Annotated in this window: 24 protein-coding genes; 11 read left to right on the top strand and 13 right to left on the bottom strand. The window is 51.8% G+C overall.

The window, feature by feature from the left end:
- Positions 1–86: 86 nt before the first annotated feature.
- Positions 87–2,375 (top strand): bifunctional diguanylate cyclase/phosphodiesterase, encoded by a 2,289-nt coding sequence (locus BM231_RS17670; RefSeq protein ID WP_208860469.1) that lies wholly within the window; start codon positions 87–89, stop codon positions 2,373–2,375.
- A 33-nt stretch (positions 2,376–2,408) separates the two neighbouring features.
- Here the strand turns inward: BM231_RS17670 and BM231_RS17665 are convergent, their stop codons facing one another.
- On the bottom strand, positions 2,409–3,338 hold the full coding sequence (locus tag BM231_RS17665) for an ArgK/MeaB family GTPase (protein WP_093521558.1): 930 nt from the start codon (positions 3,336–3,338) through the stop codon (positions 2,409–2,411).
- Positions 3,339–3,397: 59 nt separating this feature from the next.
- On the bottom strand, positions 3,398–6,070 hold the full coding sequence (gene ppdK / locus BM231_RS17660) for a pyruvate, phosphate dikinase (protein WP_093521377.1): 2,673 nt from the start codon (positions 6,068–6,070) through the stop codon (positions 3,398–3,400).
- Between the two features lie 326 nt (positions 6,071–6,396).
- On the opposite strand from ppdK, the gene BM231_RS17655 reads away from it, so the two are divergent.
- The 4 genes from BM231_RS17655 (at position 6,397) to BM231_RS17640 (ending at position 11,404) form a co-directional block, all read left to right on the top strand.
- Positions 6,397–8,217 carry a tetratricopeptide repeat protein gene (locus BM231_RS17655; RefSeq protein WP_093521376.1) on the top strand — a complete coding sequence of 607 codons (1,821 nt, stop codon included), beginning with the start codon at positions 6,397–6,399 and terminating at the stop codon, positions 8,215–8,217.
- Between the two features lie 19 nt (positions 8,218–8,236).
- Entirely contained in the window at positions 8,237–9,121 is an 885-nt protein-coding gene (locus tag BM231_RS17650; protein ID WP_208860467.1) for a 4-(cytidine 5'-diphospho)-2-C-methyl-D-erythritol kinase, read from the top strand.
- Positions 9,122–9,520: 399 nt separating this feature from the next.
- Positions 9,521–10,981 carry a catalase gene (locus BM231_RS17645; protein ID WP_093521375.1) on the top strand — a complete coding sequence of 487 codons (1,461 nt, stop codon included), beginning with the start codon at positions 9,521–9,523 and terminating at the stop codon, positions 10,979–10,981.
- A 102-nt stretch (positions 10,982–11,083) separates the two neighbouring features.
- Positions 11,084–11,404, top strand: a complete 321-nt coding sequence (locus BM231_RS17640) for a hypothetical protein (RefSeq protein WP_208860466.1) — start codon at positions 11,084–11,086, stop codon at positions 11,402–11,404.
- A gap of 214 nt (positions 11,405–11,618) precedes the next feature.
- Here the strand turns inward: BM231_RS17640 and BM231_RS17635 are convergent, their stop codons facing one another.
- Positions 11,619–12,632: a polyprenyl synthetase family protein gene (locus tag BM231_RS17635; RefSeq protein WP_093521374.1), complete on the bottom strand. Its 1,014-nt coding sequence runs from the start codon at positions 12,630–12,632 to the stop codon at positions 11,619–11,621.
- A gap of 195 nt (positions 12,633–12,827) precedes the next feature.
- Between BM231_RS17635 and BM231_RS17630 the strand changes: the two genes are divergently transcribed.
- From BM231_RS17630 to BM231_RS17605, 6 genes are all read left to right on the top strand, one after another.
- Positions 12,828–13,052 carry a putative signal transducing protein gene (locus BM231_RS17630; RefSeq protein ID WP_093521373.1) on the top strand — a complete coding sequence of 75 codons (225 nt, stop codon included), beginning with the start codon at positions 12,828–12,830 and terminating at the stop codon, positions 13,050–13,052.
- A gap of 90 nt (positions 13,053–13,142) precedes the next feature.
- Positions 13,143–13,946, top strand: coding sequence for a tRNA1(Val) (adenine(37)-N6)-methyltransferase (locus BM231_RS17625; protein WP_093521372.1), 804 nt, complete (start codon positions 13,143–13,145; stop codon positions 13,944–13,946).
- 115 nt (positions 13,947–14,061) lie between these two features.
- On the top strand, positions 14,062–15,021 hold the full coding sequence (locus BM231_RS17620) for an AAA family ATPase (RefSeq protein ID WP_093521371.1): 960 nt from the start codon (positions 14,062–14,064) through the stop codon (positions 15,019–15,021).
- A 9-nt stretch (positions 15,022–15,030) separates the two neighbouring features.
- Entirely contained in the window at positions 15,031–16,272 is a 1,242-nt protein-coding gene (locus BM231_RS17615) for a vWA domain-containing protein (protein ID WP_093521364.1), read from the top strand.
- A gap of 72 nt (positions 16,273–16,344) precedes the next feature.
- Entirely contained in the window at positions 16,345–16,674 is a 330-nt protein-coding gene (locus tag BM231_RS17610; RefSeq protein ID WP_063312239.1) for a nucleoside triphosphate pyrophosphohydrolase family protein, read from the top strand.
- A gap of 85 nt (positions 16,675–16,759) precedes the next feature.
- Positions 16,760–17,395, top strand: coding sequence for a DUF2026 family protein (locus tag BM231_RS17605; protein WP_093521363.1), 636 nt, complete (start codon positions 16,760–16,762; stop codon positions 17,393–17,395).
- 70 nt (positions 17,396–17,465) lie between these two features.
- Here BM231_RS17605 and BM231_RS17600 read toward each other — a convergent pair whose 3' ends face one another.
- The 10 genes from BM231_RS17600 to BM231_RS17555 all read right to left on the bottom strand — a co-directional run bounded on the left by BM231_RS17600 (position 17,466) and on the right by BM231_RS17555 (position 25,595).
- Positions 17,466–18,071 carry an AprI/Inh family metalloprotease inhibitor gene (locus tag BM231_RS17600; RefSeq protein ID WP_093521362.1) on the bottom strand — a complete coding sequence of 202 codons (606 nt, stop codon included), beginning with the start codon at positions 18,069–18,071 and terminating at the stop codon, positions 17,466–17,468.
- A 50-nt stretch (positions 18,072–18,121) separates the two neighbouring features.
- A complete protein-coding gene (locus BM231_RS17595; protein ID WP_093521355.1) occupies positions 18,122–18,565 on the bottom strand; it encodes an AprI/Inh family metalloprotease inhibitor in 444 nt (147 codons plus the stop codon).
- A gap of 267 nt (positions 18,566–18,832) precedes the next feature.
- Complete coding sequence (locus tag BM231_RS17590; protein ID WP_093521353.1) at positions 18,833–19,387, bottom strand: hypothetical protein; 555 nt, start codon at positions 19,385–19,387, stop codon at positions 18,833–18,835.
- A 6-nt stretch (positions 19,388–19,393) separates the two neighbouring features.
- Positions 19,394–19,879 (bottom strand): lysozyme inhibitor LprI family protein, encoded by a 486-nt coding sequence (locus BM231_RS17585; RefSeq protein WP_093521351.1) that lies wholly within the window; start codon positions 19,877–19,879, stop codon positions 19,394–19,396.
- A gap of 195 nt (positions 19,880–20,074) precedes the next feature.
- Positions 20,075–21,175, bottom strand: a complete 1,101-nt coding sequence (locus tag BM231_RS17580; protein WP_093521349.1) for a branched-chain amino acid ABC transporter substrate-binding protein — start codon at positions 21,173–21,175, stop codon at positions 20,075–20,077.
- 205 nt (positions 21,176–21,380) lie between these two features.
- Positions 21,381–21,740 (bottom strand): DUF6867 family protein, encoded by a 360-nt coding sequence (locus BM231_RS17575; protein WP_093521347.1) that lies wholly within the window; start codon positions 21,738–21,740, stop codon positions 21,381–21,383.
- A 12-nt stretch (positions 21,741–21,752) separates the two neighbouring features.
- Positions 21,753–22,484: an ABC transporter ATP-binding protein gene (locus BM231_RS17570; protein WP_093521345.1), complete on the bottom strand. Its 732-nt coding sequence runs from the start codon at positions 22,482–22,484 to the stop codon at positions 21,753–21,755.
- Entirely contained in the window at positions 22,481–23,329 is an 849-nt protein-coding gene (locus BM231_RS17565; protein WP_093521343.1) for an ABC transporter ATP-binding protein, read from the bottom strand. The genes BM231_RS17570 and BM231_RS17565 overlap by 4 nt, the downstream gene beginning before the upstream one ends.
- Positions 23,326–24,660, bottom strand: a complete 1,335-nt coding sequence (gene livM, locus BM231_RS17560; RefSeq protein WP_093521338.1) for a high-affinity branched-chain amino acid ABC transporter permease LivM — start codon at positions 24,658–24,660, stop codon at positions 23,326–23,328. Before livM ends, BM231_RS17565 begins: the two co-directional genes overlap by 4 nt.
- Positions 24,660–25,595: an ABC transporter permease subunit gene (locus tag BM231_RS17555; RefSeq protein WP_057462563.1), complete on the bottom strand. Its 936-nt coding sequence runs from the start codon at positions 25,593–25,595 to the stop codon at positions 24,660–24,662. The genes livM and BM231_RS17555 overlap by 1 nt, the downstream gene beginning before the upstream one ends.
- Between the last annotated feature and the right edge of the window lie 582 nt (positions 25,596–26,177).

The following is a 26,177-nucleotide window of genomic DNA, read 5'->3' as shown; positions in this document are numbered from 1 at the left end:
CAAGTGCGTTTTCGCATACAATCAAGAGTTTTAAAGGCAGCATGAGTAAATTGCCGATGGCGGGACAACCGAGTTCGAAAACTCCCATGACTTCAGCAGTCTTGGGCAGTACTTTCGGCAATACGATTACACGAGGAAAAAAAATCGGAGCCCGCATGATGGCTCTGTTGATCCTGTGTGTTGTGGCTGCAGCTTTGGCTGTTGGGTATCTGGCGTTCTACTGGTCAACCCAGCGTGCGCTCGATTTCGAGGTCGATAAAGAAGTTCGCCTCGTACAGAGCAACCTCAAAGTTTTCCGCAATGGGCTCGCAAATGAAGCAGAGCGCATCGCCATCTCTAACAAGGCATATGCTTCGGTCCTGTCAGAAGAAACCAACATCCTGCTGGATGAGGATCTGACACCGACCCCAAGCACCCGCGGTGATCGGGATATCTTCGTCATCCTCAACAAGGATATGAAGCCGCTCTACACCTACCGCCGTGATCTGCCGTGGCACAGCGAGGTCTTTGAAGACCAGCTTCGCGGTCAGCTGGATGCCACACTGTCTGAGCTGGAAACCCGTGCCAACACCAAGCAAACGCAGTTCCGTGTACCTGAACCACTGCGCAGCCATGCCCCTCTGGCATTGAGTTTGCGCGATGTTGTTCTGGTTGATGGCGCGATCGGCCTTGCCACAGTTGCAGCAATTACTCCGTCAACAGCACCGCCAAAAGGTATGCCAACAGTTGCCGGTTATCTGCTTTGGGTACGGTCACTGGACATCCGGTCCATCAGATCCTTTGAGGAATCAACGGGCTTATCGGAGATGTTCATCACCACGAACAAACCAAAAGCCGACTTCCAGCGTGTATCCCTGCCTTTGCTCCGTCGCAATGGCGAGATCATCGCTAACCTGAGCTGGAAAACCACCGCAGCCTCTGGCGCGATCTACACCACCTCATCACCTTATTTTCTGGGAACCATCATCGCAATCTTGCTGATGACGATTCTCATTCTGCTCCGCTACATCAAGATGACAGACCGCATCTTGCAAAACGAGGCAGATGCAACCCATGCAGCACTCCATGACGCCTTGTGCGGCCTGCCCAACAGGACATGGTTTGAGATTTTTGCAGCTGACGTGCTGCGGCGCGACCGGCAAAAGCAACGCATTACCGGCATCGTGTTTCTGGATCTGGACCACTTCAAACAGATCAATGACAGCCTGGGCCATTCCATCGGCGATGAAGTCATCAAACTCGTCGCCGAGCGCCTGAAAGTGTCGATCAACATGGAAGACCGGGTCGCGCGCGTCAGTGGGGATGAGTTCCTCATCGTACTGGCGCACCGCACCAGCATGGATGAGATAATCGAAACCTGCATGTACATCGAGAAGATGCTCTCAGATGCATTCAAGGTGGAGAAACACAAAATCCTGACCACAGCCAGCATGGGCGTTTCACTCTCCCCGGCGCATGGTCATGACCTGACTGAACTTTTGCGCAGAGCAGACATTGCGCTCTATCAGGCGAAGAAACTTGGCCGTGGCCGTTATGTGCTCTTTGAAAAGGAGATGGAGGACACCCTTCAGATCTCCCGCGAAATCGAAGAGGACATCAAACGCGCGCTCAATGCCAACGAATTCCAGAACTACTACCAGCCGATCATGGACAACACTGGCAAGAACATTCTGGCAGCCGAGGCTCTCATTCGCTGGAACCATCCAAAAAAGGGCCTTTTGCCACCAGCAGCGTTTTTGCCAGTTGCTGAGGAATCCATGCTCATCAATCGCATTGGTGAATGGGTTCTGGAGAACGCGATCAAGGATGGCTCAACTCTTAATGACGTCACCATGTGCGTGAACGTCTCTCCAACTCAGTTACGTCATCCGGAATTCCCAGAGCTGGTCAACACCCTGCTTGAAAAGTACCAGCTGGAGCCTAACCGTCTGGAGCTGGAAGTCACCGAAGACGTTCTCATCAACTACTCAGAGACTGTGGTTGAAGTCATCGAACGCCTTCGTAATCTCGGCGTAAAAATTGCGCTGGATGATTTCGGAACCGGCTTCTCATCTCTCAGCTATCTGCGCCGCGATCTGTTCGACAAAATCAAGATCGATCGTTCCTTCATCAATGGCGCAGTGACGGATGCCAAAGCCAGAGAAATTCTGGCAAGCTCAATCACTCTGGGGCTTCGTCTCGGCATGGAGGTGTGTGTTGAAGGCGTGGAAGAGGAAGAACAGAAAGAGCTTCTGCTCACTATGGATTGCCCAATGATGCAAGGCTATCTGTTCTCCCGCCCAATCCCGCTTGGCAAGTTCCGTCTGTGGCGTGATGACATGGACGAAGACGTGGAACAGAAACCACGCAAAATCAGAGTGGGTGCAGCAGAGTAATCTGCGCCCTTCCCAACCGGTTGTCATCTCGACTTAGTTTTCAGAAAAACTCTTCCAGAACGCTGCAAATGTCTCGCTGGTTTCGTGCTTGAAAGCAAATGGTCGCTTGGCCGCTTCCTCCCAGCGCACACCGGAATTTTTCAACACCGCAACGCCCTGTTGCCCAAACTGCATCTTAAGCTGATCCACGAGCCAGGCCTTCACCTGATCACAGCGCTGAACCGCAAGACCACCACTCTCGTGCAACATGGAGTGATGCCTGTCGCAGGCATCAATAAGCTCACTAAGACCTCTGTTGTCCATTGCACTCAGCATCAGCACAGGCACCTTCCAGTCCCCTCGCTTCGCACTCAAGCTCATGGCACCTTCCACATCCGCACGGGCACGGCTGGCAACGTCACCCATATCCGCCTTGGTTACGCAGATAATATCCGGCAGTTCCATGATGCCCGCCTTCATGAACTGAAGGCTGTCGCCAGATCCCGGTTGAATGCAAAGTACGCAGGTATCAGCCACAAGAGCCACATCTGCCTCAGATTGCCCGATGCCAACACTCTCTACAATCACCCTGTCCATCACAGCCCGCATCAGGATCACCGCCGCGATAGCATGCTCAGAGAGCCCGCCAAGCCGGTCACGCGCCGCCATGGAGCGCACAAAGATCTTCTGGTCTTCTGGATCAGTAGACAAACGCGTCCGGTCGCCCAGCAGCGAGCCACCTGTCACCTGAGACGATGGGTCAACCGCAATCACCCCAACGCTTTTGTCTGCGCGGCGATAGTCCGAAATCATTGCATTTGTCAGGGTGGATTTCCCAACACCGGGAGGTCCGGTTAGCGCGATCACATGCGCGATTGGGTTTTGCAACGCCTCATCCAATAAAGAGATCAACTGAGGATGCCCCTCATAGCTCTCAATAGCGCTGAGCAAACGTGCAAGAGCTGGCTTACCGCCAGCTCTCAGGTCTTCCAGATTGGCAGGAGCCGACTTAGGCCAGCTCCTCCCCTTTTTTACAAAGCCACTCACCCTTTGTTCCGTTGAGCCAGCACTGCCTGAGCAGCAGCAAGACGTGCAACAGGAACACGGAACGGAGAACAGGACACGTAGTTCAAACCAACAGTTTCGCAGAAGGCGATGGAGGCTGGATCACCACCATGTTCCCCGCAAATACCAAGTTTGATATCAGCTTTCGTCTTACGGCCATTCGTGGCAGCAAGCTTCACCAGCTGGCCAACACCATCTATATCCAATGAGACGAACGGATCTTTCTCCATCACCTTGCGATCCTGATACTTGCCCAGGAAGGACGCAGCATCATCGCGAGAGATACCAAAGGTGGTTTGTGTCAGATCGTTGGTGCCGAAAGAGAAGAACTCGGCAGACGCCGCAATCTCTTCAGAAAGCAGTGCAGCACGTGGCAGCTCAATCATGGTGCCAACAGAATACGCAGGCTTTTCACCCAGTTCCTTGGCCACGATCTCAGCTGTACCATCAATGCTTTCGCGAACAATATCCAGCTCGCTCTTCAAGCCAACCAGCGGCACCATAATCTCAGGTGTCACCTTGCGACCATGGCGCTTGGAAACGTCAAGAGCAGCTTCAAAGATAGCTCGCGCCTGCATCTCTGCAATTTCCGGATAGGAAATCAGCAAGCGGCAGCCGCGATTGCCAAGCATCGGATTGAACTCTTCCAGCTCTTCTGCGCGCTCACGCAGTTCTTCCGGATCAATGTCCATCTGCTTGGCGACTTCAGCAATGTCCTCTTCCGTTTTCGGAAGGAACTCATGCAATGGCGGATCAAGCAAACGAATGGTGACCGGGCGATCAACCATCAGCTCAAAGATATCGATGAAGTCCTGACGCTGGATCGGAAGCAACTTCGCAAGCGCAGCTTTACGTTCCTTCACCGTGTCAGACAAGATCATCTCACGCACTGCAAGAATACGCTCACCTTCAAAGAACATATGCTCGGTACGGCACAGACCAATGCCTTCAGCACCAAAAGAAAGCGCCACCTTCACATCAGCAGGCGTTTCTGCATTGGTGCGAATGTTCATGCGGCGAATATTATCAGCCCATTCCATCAGCTTTTTGAAGTCACCAGAAAGCTCGGGCTCCTGCATCTGAACTTTGCCAGCAAGCACCTGACCATTGCCGCCATCAATGGTGATTGTATCACCCTTGCCAAAGCTGCGACCGTCAACCGTCATGATCTCATTACGGGCATCAACACGAATAGTTCCAGCGCCAGCGACACAAGGTTTACCCATACCGCGCGCAACAACAGCAGCGTGACTGGTCATACCGCCACGTGTTGTCAAAATGCCTTCCGCGGCATGCATGCCGTGAATGTCTTCAGGGCTGGTCTCTGTACGAACCAGAATAACAGGGCGGCCATTGGCCTTTTCTGTTTCAGCATCGTCAGAGTTGAACACGATCGCACCGCAAGCAGCACCCGGAGAAGCTGGCAAACCAACAGTCAGCTCATCTCGTTCACTGGCAGGATCAATGGTTGGATGCAGCAACTGGTCCAGAGAAGACGGCGCAATGCTCGCGACGGCTTCTTCTTTAGTGATCAGACCGCTCTCGGCCATATCAACCGCAATCTTCAGCGCAGCTTTCAGCGTCCGCTTACCATTACGGGTCTGAAGTATCCAGAGCTTGCCGTGCTCAACGGTAAACTCCAGATCCTGCATATCGCGGTAATGGGTCTCCAACCTGTCACAGACAGCTTGGAACTCCGCAAACACCTCAGGCATGGTTGCTTCAAGAGATGGCTTTTCAGAATGCGCCTCAACACGGGCTTTCTCGGTGATGTCCTGCGGCGTACGAATACCCGCAACAACATCTTCACCCTGCGCGTTGATGAGGAACTCGCCATAAAGCGCGTTTTCACCAGTGGACGGGTTACGGGTAAAGGCCACACCGGTCGCAGAATTCTCGCCTGTGTTACCAAACACCATCGCCTGCACGTTCACTGCAGTGCCCCAATCCTCTGGGATCTCATGCAAAGCACGGTAGGTCTTGGCCCGTGGGATCATCCAGCTCTTGAACACGGCACCAACGGCACCCCAGAGCTGCTCCTCAGGATCGTCAGGGAAAGGACGACCAAGCTCTTCTTCAACCTTGTCCTTATAAGCCGCGACGATCTGTTTCCAGTCGTCGCCGGTCAGGTCAGTATCAAGGGAGTAGTCATGCTCGTCCTTGAAATCTTCGAGAATTTCTTCGAAGTGATCATGGTCTACGTCCAGCACCACATCAGAGTACATCTGGATAAAACGACGATAGCTATCATAAGCAAACCGGTCATCACTCGCATCTTTAGCCAGCGCTTCAACAGTCCGGTCGTTGAGCCCAAGGTTCAAAACCGTATCCATCATACCCGGCATAGAAACACGGGCGCCGGAACGCACAGACAACAGCAACGGTTTGGTCGTGCTGTTAAACTCACGTTCTGTCAGCTCTTCAACAGCCGCAATCGCAGCATGAACCTGCTCTTTTAGCTCGGAAGGATACTGCTGACCTTCATCATAATAGTGCGTGCAAACTTGCGTTGTAATGGTAAATCCGGGAGGGACAGGCAATCCTAGTCTGCTCATTTCGGCAAGGTTTGCACCCTTGCCGCCCAGCAGCTCCTTCATAGAAGCATCGCCCTCGGTTTTGTTTTCTCCAAAGATGTAGACCCACTTGGTCATAACACCCCCCTTTATTGAGTGAGACGACAACCAATCTCACTTGGAATTGCACCACTGCCCACTATCTGCAATGAACAGGGTCATTATAGCAAGAGACTCAGACCTCGACCTTAGTGTTATTGCGTAAATACTTCTGAATTCTTGAGAAATATCAATATACTTACTTATCCGCAGATACTTGAAAAAATGTAGGTTCAATTGAAAGAATGTTCGGATACACTTAACAACATGCGGTGAGGTATCCGGCTGCTATAAAAACGCCATTCTTCGCTACTAACAGATTGATGTAATATTGAGTCGCAATCGGCTCTCAATGAGAGACATATATGACCCTGACAAGCTATTTTGCGCTGTTCCGCTCCAATTCCGCTTCTGCTCAGAACAATGGCCGTATGACCTATCATTCTGTTAATAAAAACAGATTCTCAAAAAAGGCCTTAATGGCCTCTGCGCTGGCGTTTGTTTTGTTGGGCTCGCCATTTGTCCCGGCTCAAAACGCCAAGGCAAGCTCCCAGTCCCTACCGGCTGCAAGCTCCTTGTCAGGAAGTTACCTGTCAGGCAGAAGCGCCCTTCTCGCTCAGGATCTGGCCGCCGCGTCCAACTATTTCACCTCAGCTCTGCAAGGTGATCCGGCTAATTTTTACATTCTCGACCGCGCATTTGTCACATCTCTGGCAAATGGCAATGTTGAAAAAGCGCTCCCTCTGGCAAATCGCATTCTGGAAGAAGACAGTGAGCACTTCCTTGCGCAGCTGGCCGTTGCCGCGCAGCGCATCCACGAAGGTGACTTCACCACCGAACTGCCAGACGCTGTCACACAAAATGTAAATCCGCTGTCCCGCCTGAGCTTCGCTCTTGTTTCAGCCTGGGTCAAAGCAGGTCAGGGCAAAACAGATGAAGCCATCGCAGATCTGACAAGCACCACAGGTGCCAAGTGGTTTGACCTCTTCATCAACTTCAACGCAGGGCTACTCGCCGAGTACAACAACAATCCCCATCAGGCAGCAGAATTTTACAAGGCAGCCTACGAGATTGACCGCGGCGCTCTGCGTAATGCCATTTCCTACACCCGCATGCTCGCAGCCTCCGGCAGACAACAGGAAGCGCTGGATATCGTTGCCGAATATGAGCAACTCATTCCAGAACACCCGCTCCTCGTCACTTTGAGAGATAAGATTGAGAGCGGTGAGGTTATTGAATCTGTCGCCAAGACACCAGCCGAAGGTCTGGCAGAAGCCTTGCACGGTCTTGGCATAGCTGTCAGCAAAGAAGGCGAAGAGCTCTCCGCAAATTACTTGCAGCTCGCCACCTACCTCAATCCGAAGAACGATTCAGCCCTGATTGGTCTGGCTTCTTTGTTTGAGCAGCTTGGCGACAATGAACGCGCCATTGAATATCTGTCAGCGGTATCTGACGGATCTCCAATGAAACGCGAAGCTGAAATCCAGATCGCGCTCCATTACAACATTCTGGACAATCTGGAAGAAGCCCGCGCACATCTGGAAAAGCTGGTGAAAGCAGACCCAAGCGATCTGGAAGCCATTACGTCTTTGGGTAACGTGTTGCGCGGTCATTCCCTGTTTGAAGAGGCTGAAACCTCTTACAATCAGGGCTTGGATACCCTCAGCGAAATTCAGGCAAACCACTGGACGATCCTGTATTTCCGCGGCATCACCCGCGAGCGTCAGGACAAGTGGGACGCAGCTGAAAAAGATTTCCGTGAAGCTTTGACCCTCAAGCCTGAACAGCCGATGATCCTCAACTACCTCGGATACTCCTTGGTGGATCGTGGTCTGAAGCTAGATGAAGCCCAAAAGATGATTGAACGCGCTGTTCGCCTGCGTCCAACCGATGGGTACATCGTCGACAGTCTCGGCTGGGTTTACTATCGTCTTGGCCGTTATGAGGAAGCTGCCGAAAAGCTGGAACGAGCCGTCGCTCTGCGTCCACATGACCCAATCATTAACGATCATCTGGGCGATGCATACTGGCAAGTTGGCCGCAAACTGGAAGCACGGTTCAAGTGGAACCATGCCCGCGACCTTGAGCCAGAGCCAGAAGATCTGAAGCGCATTCTCGACAAAATTGAAAACGGCATGGACGAGGCTGTTCCGGTTGGTCTGGCGAGCTCCACTGACAACAAGTAGTTCATAACACGATCATAGTATGATGACTTTGGAAGATACAAAGGCAGCACGGGTTGAGGAATTAGCCCGTGCCAAGGTGAACCTTGCGCTCCACATCACTGGCCAGCGAGAAGACGGCTACCACATGCTCGACAGTCTTGTGGTGTTCCCGGAAGTCGGCGACCAGATCTCGGTTGAGCCAGCCCCTCACCTTTCACTCCAGATCACTGGTGAATTCGCAGCAAAATTACAGGGCGAGCCTGCTGACAATCTGGTTATCAAAGCCGCGCAGATGCTGGCAGAACACGTTCCATCCGCATCAGGTGCACAGATTGAGCTAGATAAGTCTTTGCCCGTCGCGGCAGGCATTGGCGGCGGCTCCGCAGATGCAGCTGCCACGCTTCGGGCGCTTGCAAAGATCTGGGACGCATCCCCATCTCCTGCCGACTTCTCCAAACTGTCCCTGAGCCTTGGTGCTGACGTGCCTATGTGCCTGGAAGAAAAACCAGCACGCATCCGCGGCATTGGCGAAATCATCGAGCCACTCTCTGGCTTCCCATCGGGCGCCATAGTGCTGGTGAACCCACTGATCGAGGTCTCCACTCCAACCATTTTCCACGCTCTGGAGAAGAAGGACAATGCCCCGCTGCCAGAAATGCCAGCACAGTTCGAAAGCATGAAGGCATTGGCCAACTGGCTTAAAACTTGCCGCAACGACCTGCAAAAACCTGCCATCTCTCAGGCTTCAGAAATCTCAGAGGTGTTGGACCTTCTGGCCTCCCAGCCAGAAACTCTCCTCGCCCGCATGTCCGGCTCCGGCGCCACCTGCTTCGCCCTCGTTGAAACCCTGCAAGCCGCCCAAGCCATAGCCTCCCACTTGCAAGAGGCACGAGAAAACTGGTGGATCAGAGCAGCACGGATTTAAATCCAGCTTATGTGCAGACAGGCCACTTCCATAAATGCCTTCTTGGGAGCGGTAGCCCATTCCTTCAGCCAAGTAGTTTCATGATGGCGACACATCTCCCCATCTTTGCCTCCAAACCAACCTCACCTTTCCCATCACTGATTCACTCGATCATTCGTGAGCTAAACACAGTTCGCCTATGATCTGGTTTGCCAACGGGTTTACCTGCAATCCGCAGTTGTCCTCAGGTACCCACTACAATACCGGTTAGTTTCCAGCGGGCAAAACCTTGGCCTGCCCTACCTTTTCCACTCGTTAAGGTGGCATCATCAAGACTAGTTATGACTCAATAAGTTTATTTGATTTTGATTTTCTCCACTCTGAAATCATCCTTCAGGCATAATAAAATGCGGAGAGAATATGACTAATACGCCTAAGTTGACCACTGCCTTTGGTTCTCCAGTTCCTGACAACCAGAACGTTCAAACCGCCGGGCCTCGCGGTCCAGCTCTGCTGCAGGATGTATGGTTCCTAGAAAAAATGGCTCACTTTGATCGTGAGGTTATCCCTGAGCGCAGAATGCATGCCAAAGGGTCAGGAGCTTATGGAACTTTCACAACAACCAACGACATCACCAAGTTCACTCGCGCTAAGATATTCTCTGAAGTTGGCAAGAAGTCCGACTTGTTCATGCGGTTCTCGACCGTGGCTGGTGAGCGCGGCGCAGCTGACGCAGAACGTGATATTCGCGGTTTCGCCATGAAGTTCTATACTGAAGAAGGCAATTGGGATCTGGTAGGCAATAATACGCCAGTCTTCTTTCTCCGCGATCCGCTCAAATTTCCAGATCTGAACCACGCAGTAAAACGTGATCCGCGCACAAATATGCGTAGCGCTGATAACAACTGGGATTTCTGGACAAACCTGCCTGAAGCATTACATCAGGTCACGATCGTTATGTCAGACCGGGGCATTCCGGCGACTTATCGCCATATGCATGGTTTTGGCAGCCACACCTATAGTTTCATCAACGCAGACAACGAACGTTATTGGGTAAAATTCCACTTTGAAACCCAACAAGGTATCAAAAACCTGACGGATGAAGAGGCCGCTCAAATCGTCGCGCATGATCGTGAAAGTCACCAGCGTGATCTTTATGACAGCATCGAAAATGGCGATTTCCCAAAATGGAAACTTTCGGTCCAGATTATGCCAGAAAAAGAGGCCGGGAATTATCACATCAACCCGTTTGATCTAACAAAGGTATGGCCCAAGTCAGATTATCCGTTGATCGAAGTTGGCGAGCTTGAACTCAACAAAAATCCAGAGAACTACTACGCTGAGGTTGAACAGGCTTCATTTGCGCCTTCAACAATTGTGCCTGGCATCAGTTTTTCTCCTGACAAAATGCTTCAAGGTCGCCTGTTCTCTTACGGCGATGCTGCCCGGTATCGTCTTGGAGTTAACCACTCGCAAATCCCAGTTAATGCACCGCGCTGCCCATTCCATTCCTATCATCGCGACGGAGCCATGCGGGTTGATGGCAACAATGGTTCGCGTATTGGATATGAACCAAACATGTTTGGGGAATGGCAAGAACAGCCAGATTTCTCCGAGCCACCGCTTTCCCTGGAGGGTGCTGCAGGCCATTGGGATCACCGAGTGGATGAAGATTATTATTCTCAGCCCGGTGCTCTTTTCCGCTCAATGAATGCAGAACAGAAAGAAGCTCTGTTTGCAAACACAGCCCGCTCGCTTAGCCCTGCACGTATTGAAATCCAACACCGTCATGTCCGCAACTGTTACCGCGCGGACCCTGCTTACGGCACAGGTGTCGCAGCTGCGCTCAACATCAACATCGCAGATGTAAAAGATATCTAAACTACATTGAAAGCCACAGATCAGGGGCTCGACCAAAGCCGAGACCCCATCAAAAAGCCCCTGATCTTTAATTGCCGAAGTACATTCTAAGGGAAAAATTAAATGGATTTCAAAGGTAAAGATACGCATATCAATCGGCGTACGCTGTTAACGCGCGGTTCCACAATGGCTGTAGCAACAGGAGCATCTGTCGTTGCGAGCAATGCCTGGAGCGCGAGCGAAAACGGTGAGGACCTAAGCACCAAAGTCCTTCAGGTCATATCAGAACTGGAAGCAGAAAAAGATTCCGGGCTCGCTGCCATTACATGGTCCAGACAACATATCGCGAACAGATTGCGTGCATCACTTGATATGCCAATTGAGCAAGAAGAGTACAACAAGAACTACCGAGACTATTACGACTACAAGCTGCAAAAAGCTTGATTTAAAATAGTTTTTTCAATGCACTGCTGCATCTTTATTTCAAAACGGGCAGCAGTGCGAACTACTATTTAGTTTGGTTTTTTGCTCAAGTGTCATCTTCAACACCTGCTATCATGTACCCTTGATAAGCAATTCTCATTCCCAGTACCGCCAACAAAAAAGCGCCGGGCATTTCTGCCGCGGCGCTTTTCAATTTCTTCGAACTGCTCTCTGATTAACTCACACGAGCAATACAGAAGTCCACTGCTTCTTTCAGCGCCTGCTTGGCAGGGCCGTCTGGCAGGCTGGACAGAGCATCGATTGCAGATGCTCCATAGTCACGCGCGCGCTGTACAGTGTCTGCCAAAGCGCCGGTGTCGTTCAGCAGTTTGATCGCATGGTCCAGATCGCCGTCTTTGATGTCTCCATCTTCCAGACAACGTTTCCAGAAGGCTTTGTCCTCATCGCTACCACGCTCCATAGCGTAGATGACTGGCAAGGTGATCTTACCCTCGTGGAAGTCGTCACCAACATCCTTACCAAGGTCAACAGTTGCACCCCCATAATCCAGCGCATCATCAACCAGCTGGAAGGCGTAACCAAGCTCAAGACCGAATTTGCGTGCAGCAGCGCGGATCTCTTCACCCTTATCAGCAATCTCCGGGCTAACCTCACAAGCAGCAGCAAACAGCGCAGCAGTCTTCGCCTCAATCACCCGCAGGTACATTTCATAGGTCGTGGTGGTATCCTGTGCAGCACCCAGCTGAAGCACTTCACCCTCTGCAATAATCGCGGAGGCTTCAGAAAGAATGCGCAGCGCTTCCAGAGAGTGCACATCAACCATCATCTTGAAGGCCTGACCAAGCAGATAGTCACCCACCAGTACACTGGCCTGGTTGCCCCACAACTTGCGAGCAGCCAGCTTACCGCGGCGCATATCGCTTTCATCAACCACATCATCATGCAGCAAAGTTGCGGTGTGCATAAATTCAACAGATGCTGCGAGGATGACATGACCGTCGCCCTCATATTCAAACATCTGCGCAAACGCCAGTGTCAACATCGGGCGCAAACGCTTCCCACCTGAGTCAATCAGATGGCGCGCGATTTCCGGGATCAGCTCAACATTAGAACCGGCTTTGGAGAGGATCAGCTCGTTCACCTTCTCCATGTCACCTGAAACGAGCTCTACGAGCCCCTGAATTCCAGCTGGTTTGGCTGTCTGAGATTGAAGACCAACAACGCCCACGGGATACCTCTATTTTGATTCCAACGGGACAATAGGTTGGTAGATAGTCTCGGGCAAGCTTTAGTAAGAATTTGCTGCCAATAAAGTAGTGTCGAAGGGATAATTTACCAATCACAATTAGTTTTTTTCACAATACCAACCCTAACCTGCATACTTTCTGGCAAAATAGGCAACACTCTTCAAGAGGACATCATCGTGGAAGAACTCATCAGAACAACAGATCCCGTCCTCATCTCGCATCTTGAAGCACTGCTGGGAGGCGCTGAGATCATCTACTTCGTCGCCGATACCAACATGAGCATACTGGATGGCTCACTTGGTTTTCTACCGCGCCGGATCATGGTGGAAGCAGATCGGCTGGATGAAGCCTGTCAACTTATGCGCGATGCTGGATTAGAGCACTACCTAAAAGACGCGTGAAAACTTCTCTTTAGATAAACAATAGGGATTGCATGAAAACCGGCAGCCTGTATCAGTGCGTTATTGCGACTTATGTGATCCGGCACCGCCATGACCAACCCTGAAACACCTCAATCTCAGCAACAAACCACCAAGGACAAGTTCCTCGGCGGTAAAGTCATGGTTGAACAACCAGCAAAAGGCCGCCACAGAGCCGGACTGGATGCTGTTTATCTGGCAGCGTCCCTGCCACAAACCACAACTGGCACACTTTACGATCTGGGCACTGGCGTCGGCACCGCAGCTTTTTGCGCGGCTCATCGCCTGCCAAATATCAAGGCCGTCGGCGTGGAGGTTGACCCTGTCACCGCAGCACTGGCCCGCAAAGGCCTGTCCCTGCCGGAAAACGCAGGTTTTGCAGAGCGAGTTTCCATTCTGGAAGCCAACCTCACCGCAAAGGGCAGCATCCGTCACCAAAGCGGTTTAGGATCATCCATCGCAGATCATGTGATCATGAACCCGCCCTACTACGACAGCACCCGCTTTCGCGTCACGCCAAAATCAGACCGCGCCCCAGCGCACGCGCTGGATGAGCGCGGCATAGAGCCTTGGATCAAAACTGCGAAAGATCTGCTTAAGGACGGCGGAACGCTCTCCATCATCTTTAGAGCAGATGGCCTGCAAGACCTCCTCGACCCAATGCAACGCCGCTTCGGTGCCATTGACATCATCCCGATCCGCCCAACAGCCGACGCACCAGCCACCCGCATCATTGTTCGTGCAGTAGCAGCCAGCAAAGCCCCGCTCCAGATTCTGCCAGGCTTCACCCTGCACGAAGAAGCAGGCGGCACCTTCACCCAGCAGGCCACAACCGTCATGCGCGATGGCATGGGCCTTGGCCTCACAAACCGTTGAGCGACACAGCTAACCTGCCGATAACAATCCGCTTTCAATATACGTTTTTCTCCCTATTATGATCGCAAGGCGCAAATCAAAGCGCAGCAGACAACAGGGCGGGAGCGGACTATTTATGAGCAGCAAGGTTGATCTACCAAACTCCATTGAAGAAACCCTCACGCTCTTAGGTTCTGGCGGGTATCTGGCAGATCGCGCACTCGCAACCGTATTGCACCTGTCCCTGCGCATGAGGCGCCCCCTCTTCCTCGAAGGTGAGGCAGGCGTCGGCAAAACCGAGATCGCCAAAGTCCTCTCAGCGACACTGAACCGTCCACTGGTCCGCTTGCAATGTTATGAAGGGCTGGATGTCTCCTCCGCCGTTTACGAGTGGAACTATGCCGCTCAGATGGTCGAAATCCGCATGGCTGAAGCATCCGGCAGCGTAAACCGTGAGAACCTCAACACCGCGCTCTACAGCCCCCGTTTCCTGATCAAGCGCCCGGTGCTTCAGGCATTGGAAACCACTGAGCTTGGCGCGCCGATCTTCCTGATCGACGAACTGGACCGCACCGATGAAGCCTTCGAGGCTTTCCTGCTGGAGGTGCTAGCAGACAGTCAGGTGACCATCCCGGAACTCGGCACCATCAAGTCCGAGGAACCGCCGATCACCATCATCACCACCAACCGCACCCGCGAAATCCATGATGCCCTGAAACGCCGCTGCCTCTATCATTGGGTGGACTACCCGACAGCAGAGCGCGAACTGCAAATCGTGCAGACCAAACTGCCAACAGCCGCAGCAACCCTTTCCGGGCAGGTCGTCGCCTTCGTGCAAAAGCTGCGTGAGGATGACGCCCTCTTCAAAAAACCGGGTGTCGCTGAAACTCTGGATTGGGCAACCGCCCTCACAGAGCTGCAAGAAGTCGCGCTCGATCCGGAAATGGTGTCCGACACACTCGGTGTCCTGCTCAAGTATCAGGAAGACATCGACCGCATCAAAGGCTCCAGAACCCGTGCGATCCTTGACGAGATCCGCATGGAAGCCAACTCACAGGCCACCATCGCTGGCAGCATGCCTGCCCCAACAGCATAGCCCTACCTGATGCAGGATACCCTCGCCCCCGCACCATCTCCGCGCCCACCGCATGGGCGCATCACGGAAAACATCGTCCACTTTGCCAGAACCCTGCGCAAAGCGGGCTTGCCTGCGGGCCCGTCTTCTGTGGTGGATGCAGTGAGCGCGGTCACCATCAACGGTATTGAGAACAAGCAGGACCTCTACTGGACCCTGCATTCCGTCTTCGTCCATAAACGCGACCAGCAACCCGTCTTCGACGAAGCCTTCCGCCTTTACTGGCAAAGCAAAGGCCTCGTTGAAAAGATGCTGGCACTGCTGTCTCCCGTTGCCCCGGCAGGACAACGCGAACCAGAAAAGCCACGCGCCGCTCAATCCCGTGTCGCCAATGCCTTTGAGGCCAACAAGCAGCGCGAGGCCAAAGAAACCAAACCACTGGTAGAGGTAGACGCCCGCTTCACCGTCTCGGAAAAAGAAGTCCTGCAAAAGAAGGACTTCGCACAGATGACCACCGAGGAGATTGCCGAAGCCCGCAGATCTCTCACCCATCTCACCATGCCTGCAGATCAGGTTCGTTCCCGTCGCTTCAAACCTGTCCATTCACACACTCTGGGCAAACAGGTTGATGCCAGAAGAACCATGCGCGCCACACTGAAGGCAGGCGGTTCCATCATCGATCTCAAGCACAAAGCGCCTGCTCAGGTTCATCCCCCCGTGGTTGCCCTCTGCGATATCTCGGGTAGCATGAGCCAATATTCACGCATCATGCTGCACTTCCTGCATGCTCTGTCAGAAAAGCGCAAAACCCATACCTTCCTGTTTGGCACACGGCTAACCAACATCACCCGTGCCCTGCGCATGAAGGACCCGGACGAAGCCCTCGCGGCCTGTACAGATGAGGTTGAAGACTGGTCCGGCGGCACACGCATCGCCAGCTCACTCCAAGCCTTCAACCGCACCTGGCTCAGACGCGTCTGCCACGGCGGCCCTGTGGTTCTGCTCATAACGGATGGGCTGGAACGGGAAGCCTACGACGAACTGTCCCTGGAAATGGACCGTCTCCACAGGTCTTGCAGAAGACTAATCTGGCTCAATCCGCTGCTGCGCTACGACAAGTTCGAGGCCAAAGCCCGCGGAATTCAAGCAATACTGCCGCATACCGATGAGTTTCGGGCAATCCATTCATTGGATGCGGTCAAAGATCTTTGTCTGGCGCTGAATGACAAGCGCATAAATAGTACATATGATGCGACGCAGAGATTCCTCTAGCACACATCCTGCTCAAACCTTCGGCTCGCCTGCGTGAGAACCGCAGAAAGCCCAACCTTTCTGTCAGATCCGATGACATTCAAAGTACTTCTGCACATTGTAAAAACAGTATCAGCAATCTACGCCAAGCGGTTCAACATCAACCGAGATGAGATCTGGTATCTTGCGAAACTTCAGGAAGAGCTCGGAGAGCTGACCGCAGCTCATATGAAGGCCACCCGTCGCGGGCGCTCTGGATCAGCCACTCCAAAAGAGTTGCATATGCAAAAGGAAGACGAAGCCGCAGACCTACTGGCCCACCTTCTGCTTTATGCGGACCGCAATGATCTCGATCTGGAAAAAGCAATCCGCCGCAAATGGATGGCCCACCTTCCAGCCGAAATCATGGACAAACAGGTCTGATCGATCGCTCATCCGGATCTCTCAAATAATAGTTCCCAATCTAACTCTGAGTTGCCTACTTTGACCTGCGAATTAAGGAGTTACTATGAGAAAATTTATTTTACCCCTTAGCGAATATAACCGCATACATAATGTTGCTCATGGCGTACTCATGGGGGTTCCTAATGCTCGCCCAGATAAAGCTTGCCTCTTCTTTGCTGCTTTCGGCGGCTTCATTTTAAACCAGAAATACAAAATCAGCACTCGAGTTGTCGCTGGAGCATTTACCGTATGTCTTGAGGATTCTAATAAGGTTGCGTGTTTTGGCAAATTTGAAAACGATCAGTTGATATCAGGACTGGACGCATTTCATGTGTGGCTTCAAACAGAAACCCATATCATTGATTTTACAGCCCCAATCTACCGCGAATCTTTCGCTGACAAGTTTAACTCAGATACACTCCCACGCAAGATGATGCAGCGTAGCCTAAACGAAGAAGCACCTAGCCTCGACTCCCTCACTAGTGCTGGCGATTTTCGCTTTTATCCAGATAGCGACCTCACCGACAAATTACTCGATGATTTTCTTGGCAAACAGATGAATAGAGACCTCTTAGAAATAGCAACTACTTGGTATGGAAGCCACCGCTCCAAGCAATCTCCTACATTTAAAATGCAAGACAGCAGAGGACAAGTTACAAAGCTAACACTCGCGAATAGCGGGGCTCAGGGATCTTGGTAGAAAAGTAAGCGCCACTGTCAGCACTTTCCGCAGTTTTCAAAAGCGCCGTGCCGGACTACACCTCGGTCATCTACCGAGCAATAGTGATTGGTTTGCTGTTGCTTGCCAGTTGGCCTTCCCAGCGGTTCCACTCCGTCATGCGCATGCTGCCTTTGGCGCGGGAGAAGTTGTCAAACAAAACGAGCTCTTGCCCTTTCATGCGCCAGTTAGAGACAAAGAACAGATCCCCATCCATGCAGTGATTGAAACTGGCAGAGTACCCATCATCCTTTGGTTCTGTGCTGAGTGTCAGCTCACAGACGCGCTCATCAGAGTTGAGATAAACAGTCCAGCCGCCAACCATGTCCTTCACCTGCACAACCGGCTTTGAACTGCGTTCCTCTTGTCTGCCAAGAGCTGCTGCCGCAGCCACACCAGCCAAAAAGGCAGTCGCAGTACCCGGATCAACCGTTGCCTGAGCTGAGCTGCTTGTTGTCTTTGGAACAACAGTACCATCTGCCTTGCTGTAGGTTTTGCTCTGCGAAGTCTGATCCTGCACAACAACACTCTGGTTGGAGGCAGCAGTGGCGGGCGGTTGCGCAGCAGGCATAGGCACGCTGTAAGGTTCAGCACCTCCTCCAGCACTTTGACAGCCAGCAAGCGCCAGCAAACTTGCGATAACAACAAACCTCTTCATTTCATTCCCCCCAAAGAATACGTCCAACCTCTCCGTGTTCTGCTGTCTTGTCAGTCTCCCAAACGAACAAGACCAAGCGCAGGGTCCCCACCTTCTCGCGCTTCACGCCAATTGCCACCTTCGCTTTCATGAAAAGACGCAATCACTTTACTTTTGTGATCAAACAGAAGCAGAGCATCTTGCTCCATATTCCACGACCATACATTTGGCTCACCAGAACACACGGAACTTGCTGCATAATTTCCACCAAACTGGGCTGTCTTCAGCTGCAGTGCGCACGGTGTTTGCCCCTCACCGCGTATGACAGACCATTTGCCCGCAAGCGCCGCAATAGCTGCCAGTTTTTCAGCTGTCTTCTGAGTGCTCGCAACAGCCAGGTTTGCATTAGATTTTTTAACCGCCGGCTCAACCAGATCAGCAGGGTCGCCCACATAAGTCGGCACGCAGCCAGCTACTGCAAAACCTATTGAAATGATGAAGGTTTTGAACTGCATGAATACCCCTGATCATGCACAGACAAGCACTCAAACGCCCCACACCTGCTGCCTGCACCTGTTCCGCCAATTTTCCTATTATAGAAAAATTGAATTAAATTGATAAATTAACCTAGTAAATCCGAGGGTGATTTGAACAGGGTAAACTCTGAAGTATTCACTATTAAAGTGAGTTCCTCATACGCATCACAGCAGACAACACTATGAATACATAATGCATTTCAGATAATTACAATTAGAACGAGCCACTATACTGCAAACGCGGGATTACCCTTCTTGGACAGGACGACAAAAGGAACCGGATTTCTGGATTGCCTCAAGAGGGACCAGATTCAGCATGTACTGGTCGGCTTCTACACCTGAATGACCAAGTGCAACAAATTGGTAGACACCATCCAGCCAGCAGCCATCCTCCACAAACTCAGGCAGCTCATAAAAATCCAGGGAGCGCACATCATCCTGCGGGCCATTGTCATCAACCAACCATTCAATAACCAGTGGTGTAGGCTGACCGGTACTGTTCTTGATCTGGGTAAGCTCTTCACGCAAAGCTGAACAATACTGTTCATCCAGATTGCCCAGCTTCACTCTGAGATGTCCCATCAGACCATGATAGGCAGGCGGCGGAGCAGTAACGGTGTAAGCAAACGGCCTCGCTTCCTCGCCTGTTGGCACATCAACAGGCATCGCAGTCACCTCCCAACGTGGAACAGGCGTTTTGCCATCCCCTGCCTTGCAAAGCGGCAGATCAACCTGTTGAGCCGCCTCTACGGAGCCAACCCCAAAAACTGAAAAGACAATCACACATACCCATAATCTCATATGGTCCTAGTTCCCTAATGGTGTCGCAAATTCAGAAAGCTGCAGCGCCCAAAGCGCCGTTATCCGGTTGAAGCATTCCATACCCAGAACGGGAGCAAGCGTTCCCTTAGGGTTCATGGCATACGGAATATTGCAGGTGTTGTTGCGAAAGGCCTTCCAGTTCCGGGCTGCTTCAGAAAGCATGGTCTTGGTCGGCTTATTCTCATTCCGCCTCAACTCCTTCTCAGAGTTCAAAATCATCTTTTCCCAAAGGGCAGTTTCCCGCGAATAGCATTCTCGCATACCCATGCTGGTCTGGTCCTGCAACTTCATGGCGCAAGTTTCAAAGACCTTTCCAATGCACTGAACTCTGTCGTTGAACACAAGCCCCCCTTTTCGCAGGCACTCATGAAACGCCTTGATTTCTTCAGGTCGCGGCGTGTTAGGCCCCTGCGCAACAGCAGCGCCGGAAGAACAAAGAAATGCAATCAACACCAAATATCGAATGATCATTGGGCACCTTCAATAAAGAAGACGTCAGTGTACCCGCGGAACCTTAAGCCCGACGTAGCCAAAACGGTATTTTGATAATGGAGCGTATTCAACCTTAATAGGGCTCTTCCAACCTCCCTAAACTCCAACAAAAAAGGGTCCCGGAGCATCGCCCCGGAACCCTCACAAAACCTGAATGAACTCAGGCTTTAAATCTTAGCGGTAACCGTAGGAACCGTCTTTCCACTCGTACCAAACGTAACCTGGCAGAGACACATCGCCCTTCTCGTTGAAGGACAGCTCACCAAGAACGGTGTCGAACTTGCCAGCATTCAGCTTCTCTACAACTGCATCGTAGTCGGTAGAACCAGCTTCAGCCGCAGCTTTCGCCCATGTCTGGATCGCAGCATAGGTGTAAAGAGCGTAACCTTCAGTGGTTTTGCCAGCAGCTTCAAGAGCAGCCACAACAGCAGCAGCTTCAGCGTTGTTACGTGGATCCGGTGGGAAGGTCATCAAAGTGCCAGCACCAGCAGGACCAGTGATGGACCAGTACTCATCAGTCACAAGAGCATCACCGGAAACCAGAATGGTGTCCATGCCCTGATCAACCATCTGACGCTTCATCAGACCAGCTTCAGTGTGGTAACCACCAACGTAAAGAACGTCGACTTTTTCTGACTTCAGCTTGGAAACCAGCGCGGTGTAATCTTTTTCACCAGCGGTGTAAGCCTCATAAAGAGCTTCCTGCTTGCCAGCAGCGTTCATCACAGCCTTAGTCGCATCAGCAAGACCTTTGCCGTAAGCGGTCTTGTCGTGGATCACAGCAATGTTCTTGCCGCCAAACTCAGTCGCAAGCGTTGTGCCGGCAACTTTACCCTGCTGGTCATCACGACCACACACGCGGTACGTACCAGGTCCTGGACGCTCGTCAGTGTACTTCGGGTTGGTGGATGCTGGAGTGATCTGGATGATACCCTCTTCAGCATAAACCTGAGAAGCTGGGATGGAAGAACCGGAGCAGAAGTGACCAGCCATGAAGGCTACGTTCTTACCAACCATCTGGTTAGCAACAGCAACAGCCTGCTTAGGGTCACATGCATCATCGCCAACTTCCAAAACAAGCATCTCGCCGTTCACACCGCCAGCAGCGTTGATGTCAGCAACAGCCTGTTCAGCACCAGCTTTCATCTGCGCACCAAACGATGCGTACTGGCCAGTCATTGGGCCTGCAGTAGCAATAACGATTTCAGCCATAGCCGCGCCAGACATTGCCATAGCAGCAACACCGGCAACGCTTGCCAAAAGATACTTTTTCATAAAAAACTCCCCGAGTCAGGTGCATTTCTCAATTAAAATTGAGCGGGAAACATCACTATCTCCCACCAGAGCAGGCAAACCCCTCGCCTGCTCAATGCTTCCGACAATGAGACCTCTCCGTACTCATCATCTGGATGCCTAGCCAGTCACCAGTGTGACCCAGAACTGACCGAATGCGCAACAATTATCTAAGTAATTTTGCGAATTAGTAATTATCTTGCTGACCAGGTTTCAGCTTCCAGCCAAACGGGCCTGTTTTGTCGTAAAGCCAGCTATACTGTGTCACCATCTGGGTGGTGCGCGTCATACGATAACTCGCCAGCGCAATGCCGAGGAGGATAGCGTAGTCCACCAGCCAGTACTGAATGGAAAGCAGAGGCTCTTCAAACAGCGCAAACGACAGAAACCGCATGGCCAAAGACAACAGGAAGATGAACCAGAACAGGATCGGCAAAGGCCGCCACGTGGTCGCAATAGAGCGCCCCGTTGCAGCAGCAGCCAAGCCGCCCAGCACAACAACCAGCATAATAAAGGCAGGCATCGAGCTGCCATAAAGAATACCCATCTCTTCGCCTCCTTAGTGCGCGCCGCCTTCAAGATAAGCTGCCTTCACCTCTTCACGAGACAAAAGCTCCTTACCAGTGCCGGTCATGGTGATTGTACCGTTGACCATCACGTAGCCCCGGTGAGCCAGCTTCAACGCGTGATACGCATTCTGCTCAACAAGGAACACGGTCAGACCATCGGTCCGGTTCAGTTCACGGATCGCATCAAAAATCTGCGCCACGATAATCGGAGCCAGACCCAGAGACGGTTCATCCAGCAACAAAAGACGCGGACGGCTCATCAAGGCACGGGCAATCGCGAGCATCTGCTGCTCACCACCCGACAACGTCCCACCGCGCTGCTGCTGACGTTCTTTCAAACGCGGAAACAGCTCAAACGCACGGCGCAGGTCTTCCTCAAAGTGCTCATTACCGGCAACCATACCGCCCATCATCAGGTTCTCTAAAACCGTCATGCGTGGGAAGATACGACGACCTTCTGGTGACTGAGCGATACCGGTTCGCATAATCTCATAGGTCGGCTTGTAGGTGATATCCTCACCGCAATACGTCACAGACCCGTTACGAGCCTGCGGCGTACCGCAAACGGTCATCATCAGGGTCGATTTCCCCGCACCGTTCGCTCCGATCAACGTCACGATCTCACCTTCATACACATCAAGATCAACACCATGCAGTGCCTGAATCTTACCGTAGAAGGTTTGAACGCCGCGAATGCTCAGGAGTGGTTGTTGAGCGCTCATACTATGCCCACCTCCTCTTCAACCTGATCTACTTCATCATCCTCAACACCCAGGTAAGCCGCGATCACATGCGGATCGTTCTTGACGAACTCAGGAGTGCCATCAGAAATCTTCACGCCGTAATCCAGCACCACAACGTGGTCAGAGATTTCCATAACAACAGACATGTCGTGCTCGATCAGAACAACCGAGGTGTCATGCTCTTTGCGGATGTATTGAAGCAGATTGTTCAGCTCCAGACTTTCCTTCGGGTTCAAACCAGCAGCTGGTTCGTCCAGACAAAGAAGTTCAGGTCCGGTACACATGGCACGGGCAATTTCCAAACGGCGCTGATCGCCGTAAGAAAGGTCAGCCGCAGGCGCATCCGCACGATCAATCAGATCAATGCGCTCCAGCCAGTACTTGGCGGTTTCAATCGCATCCACATTGGACTTTTTGTAACCACCCAGCCCCAGCAGACCACCAACGGTCCAGTTGGAAGCAACCATCAGCGGGTTGTGCTGTGCCACCATCAGGTTTTCCAGAATGGTCATACCGCCAAACAGACGGATGTTCTGGAACGTGCGGGCAACTTTCGCGTCCGCCGTAATCTTGAAGTCTGCCATCCGCTCCAAAAGGTGCTTTTCACCATTGGAACGGTTCATGACAAGACGGCCTTCAGTCGGCTTATAAAAACCGGTGATGCAGTTAAACACTGTGGTTTTACCCGCACCGTTCGGCCCGATCAGCGCAGTAATGTCACCACGCCCAATGTTGAAGCTCAGGTCGTTGATCGCCGTCAATCCGCCGAAGCGCATGGTCAGGTGCTCAACCTTCAGAACAGGGTTGTTGTCCCAGGTGCTCATCCGTGGCCCTCCTGAACGAGATCAGCAGAGATGCCCTTAGCGTTTTTGGAAAGTGCCACACTTGGCGTTCTGCTTGAGATCAATCCACGCGGTTTCCAAACCATGATCACCACCATGATCATACCGAAGACCAGCATGCGGTACTCTTCAAACTCACGGAAGAACTCAAAGCCACCAATCATCACAATCGCTGCAATCACCACACCAATCTGCGAGCCAAGACCACCCAAAACCACAATCGCTAGAATGATCGCGGATTCAAGGAAGGTGAAACTCTCAGGAGAGATGAAGCCCTGACGCGTTGCAAAGAAGGACCCTGCAAAGCCGGCGAACATCGCACCAAGAGCAAAGGCCGTCAATTTGGTGTTTGTTGTGTTGATACCCAGCGCCCGGCAGGCAATCTCGTCTTCACGCAAAGCTTCCCATGCACGACCAATCGGCATCCGGCGCAAGCGCATAGTCACAAAGTTCGTGAACAATGCCATCGCGAAGATGAGGTAATACAGGAAGATGATGCGGTGAATACTGCTGTAATCCAGCCCAAAGAAGCTGGCAAAACCACCTTCCCCACGGGAGAATTCCAACCCGAAGAAGCTTGGGCGTGGAATGCCGGAAAGACCGTCAGGTCCGCCTGTAAACTGATACCAGTTCAACAGCACAACACGAATAATCTCACCAAACGCAAGCGTCACAATGGCAAGATAATCTCCTCGAAGCCTCAGAACCGGGAAACCGAGAATGATACCCCAGAACGCGGCCAAAATACCGGCAAGCGGCAGGCAGAGCCAGAAGGAGAAACCGAAGTAATGTGCGAGCAATGCATAGGAGTAAGCTCCAACCGCATAAAACGCCACATAGCCCAGATCCAGCAATCCAGCCAGACCAACCACAATGTTCAGGCCCCAGCCCAACATCACGTAGGTCAGCACCAGAATAGCAAGGTCGATATATTGACGGGACCCACGGGCACCAAGCCAGAACATCAGCACAAACGGAAGCACAACAGCCAAACCGAGCAGGCCGTATTTGATTATGTTAGAGGAGTTGGCTCCCAATCCGCCCTTTGGCATTAGGCCAGAGAGGTTAAGAGATGGCGGGTCTTCCCGTTTCCAGAAGAAAATGTTCATGGCGAGGCGGCCAGCGAACACAATGAGCACTGCAACTGCAACCGCTAACCAGCGATGTTCCAGAAACAGCTCCGCACCACGGCCAGACGCCACATCAACGCGCAAACCAACCATGACACAGGCAAGGGCGAACGTAATAACCGCAGCACCCAAACTGTCTTTTACACTTGCAACAAGCAAGCTGTCTTTTTGTCTTGCTTGCATCAGACCTTCTCCACCTCAGGTTGGCCGAGAAGTCCTTCCGGCATAAAGATCAGAACAATCGCCAGGATCGAAAACGCGGCAACATCTTTGTATTCAACGGAGAAGTAGCCAGACCAGAACGTCTCGATGAGCCCGATCAGCAATCCACCCAGCATTGCACCCGGCAGCGATCCGATTCCTCCCAGAACCGCAGCGGTAAAGGCCTTCACACCAGCCAGGAAGCCGATGTAAAAATCTACCACACCGTAATACAGCAGGAACATAAGACCCGCGACTGAAGCCAGAGACGCACCCATCACAAAGGTAAGAGAGATTGTGCGGTCAACATTCACACCCAGCAAGGACGCCATCTTCCGGTCCTGCTCACAAGCACGCTGAGAGCGGCCCAGATTGGTGTTGTTGATGAGATAAGTAAAGCCACCCATCAAAATGACTGTCGTCACAACAATCAGGATCTGGATGTAAGACAGGTTTACGATAAAGCCAGAACCATCTGCACCACCATCAGTCAGCTGAAAGCTGCCGGAGAAGAGAGGTTGCAATGGCTTGTTCTTGGCACCTTGAGAAACCTGCACGAAGTTCTGAAGAGCAATTGATGCACCAATTGCAGTAATCAGCGGTGCAAGACGGAATGATCCGCGCAAAGGCCGATAAGCAATGCGCTCTACTGTCCACCCCCAAACAGCAGTCAAAGCCATGGCCACAACAAGAACGAGGGCCAGAGCCAAAATCAAAAGAAGCACCGGTGTAGCGGCTGTAATGCCAAGTGCAACAATTAGAATAAGTGCAACGAAAGATCCGACCATGAAGATATCGCCATGGGCGAAGTTAATCATGCCGATAATGCCATACACCATTGTATAGCCAATGGCGATGAGACCATAAATGGACCCAAGCGTTACACCATTGATAAGTTGTTGGAGAAAGTAATCCATGTTTTATTTTGTTCCCCGCATGAGATCAGCTTTTAGTTGCTGTCCAGTCTGAATGCCTCCGAATTCAGACCCCAAATATTTTATGGTAAGCCGACCTGTAAGTATATTACCCATACTTATAAGTCCGTATTTTGGAATTTTCCTATTCTTTATACGCGTCAGGCGCATTTTTATTTCATACAATCCAAAATCTGGACTTATTCCTACTCCCGACAATCCACTAGGGCAGCTTCTGAGATCACAGCACCACAACCCATACGTGAATTTTCCTCATCCGTAGAAAGCCGCTTCCCTATTCTGTAATATATCACAGCTAATGTATACTGACCATATCCAGACAAAAACTGCAAGATGGTACCCAGGATTTTTTGAAGATTTCCAATTTGCCTATACGTAAAGACCTTGTTGGGCCTTCAATTTTCAATGAAAATTCCGGAACAGCAAAATGCGCACCTGAAAATAGAATATAGCCTCTGGTATATTAATCAGTTTTTCGCAGTAGAACTAGCTTTTCTCAGCAAATGGCTATAACTACTCTATTTCAAAGACCTGTCGTTTTTGGGCGACTGAAAAGTACTAATG

Origin of the sequence: Pseudovibrio ascidiaceicola, from assembly GCF_900114245.1 — a bacterium.
Classification (GTDB): Bacteria; Pseudomonadota; Alphaproteobacteria; order Rhizobiales; family Stappiaceae; genus Pseudovibrio; species Pseudovibrio ascidiaceicola.
The sequence above is the reverse complement of the archived record's forward strand: the minus strand, read 5'-3'. Positions and strand labels throughout refer to the sequence as shown.

Coding starts and splice junctions, on each gene's coding strand:
- BM231_RS17670 (WP_208860469.1), top strand. CDS start 87: ATGACTTCAGCAGTCTTGGGCAGTACTTTCGGCAATACGATTACACGA.
- ppdK (WP_093521377.1), bottom strand. CDS start 6,070: ATGACCAAGTGGGTCTACATCTTTGGAGAAAACAAAACCGAGGGCGAT.
- BM231_RS17655 (WP_093521376.1), top strand. CDS start 6,397: ATGACCCTGACAAGCTATTTTGCGCTGTTCCGCTCCAATTCCGCTTCT.
- BM231_RS17650 (WP_208860467.1), top strand. CDS start 8,237: ATGATGACTTTGGAAGATACAAAGGCAGCACGGGTTGAGGAATTAGCC.
- BM231_RS17645 (WP_093521375.1), top strand. CDS start 9,521: ATGACTAATACGCCTAAGTTGACCACTGCCTTTGGTTCTCCAGTTCCT.
- BM231_RS17640 (WP_208860466.1), top strand. CDS start 11,084: ATGGATTTCAAAGGTAAAGATACGCATATCAATCGGCGTACGCTGTTA.
- BM231_RS17625 (WP_093521372.1), top strand. CDS start 13,143: ATGACCAACCCTGAAACACCTCAATCTCAGCAACAAACCACCAAGGAC.
- BM231_RS17620 (WP_093521371.1), top strand. CDS start 14,062: ATGAGCAGCAAGGTTGATCTACCAAACTCCATTGAAGAAACCCTCACG.
- BM231_RS17615 (WP_093521364.1), top strand. CDS start 15,031: ATGCAGGATACCCTCGCCCCCGCACCATCTCCGCGCCCACCGCATGGG.
- BM231_RS17610 (WP_063312239.1), top strand. CDS start 16,345: ATGACATTCAAAGTACTTCTGCACATTGTAAAAACAGTATCAGCAATC.
- BM231_RS17605 (WP_093521363.1), top strand. CDS start 16,760: ATGAGAAAATTTATTTTACCCCTTAGCGAATATAACCGCATACATAAT.
- BM231_RS17600 (WP_093521362.1), bottom strand. CDS start 18,071: ATGAAGAGGTTTGTTGTTATCGCAAGTTTGCTGGCGCTTGCTGGCTGT.
- BM231_RS17595 (WP_093521355.1), bottom strand. CDS start 18,565: ATGCAGTTCAAAACCTTCATCATTTCAATAGGTTTTGCAGTAGCTGGC.
- BM231_RS17590 (WP_093521353.1), bottom strand. CDS start 19,387: ATGAGATTATGGGTATGTGTGATTGTCTTTTCAGTTTTTGGGGTTGGC.
- BM231_RS17585 (WP_093521351.1), bottom strand. CDS start 19,879: ATGATCATTCGATATTTGGTGTTGATTGCATTTCTTTGTTCTTCCGGC.
- BM231_RS17580 (WP_093521349.1), bottom strand. CDS start 21,175: ATGAAAAAGTATCTTTTGGCAAGCGTTGCCGGTGTTGCTGCTATGGCA.
- BM231_RS17575 (WP_093521347.1), bottom strand. CDS start 21,740: ATGGGTATTCTTTATGGCAGCTCGATGCCTGCCTTTATTATGCTGGTT.
- BM231_RS17570 (WP_093521345.1), bottom strand. CDS start 22,484: ATGAGCGCTCAACAACCACTCCTGAGCATTCGCGGCGTTCAAACCTTC.
- BM231_RS17565 (WP_093521343.1), bottom strand. CDS start 23,329: ATGAGCACCTGGGACAACAACCCTGTTCTGAAGGTTGAGCACCTGACC.
- livM (WP_093521338.1), bottom strand. CDS start 24,660: ATGCAAGCAAGACAAAAAGACAGCTTGCTTGTTGCAAGTGTAAAAGAC.
- BM231_RS17555 (WP_057462563.1), bottom strand. CDS start 25,595: ATGGATTACTTTCTCCAACAACTTATCAATGGTGTAACGCTTGGGTCC.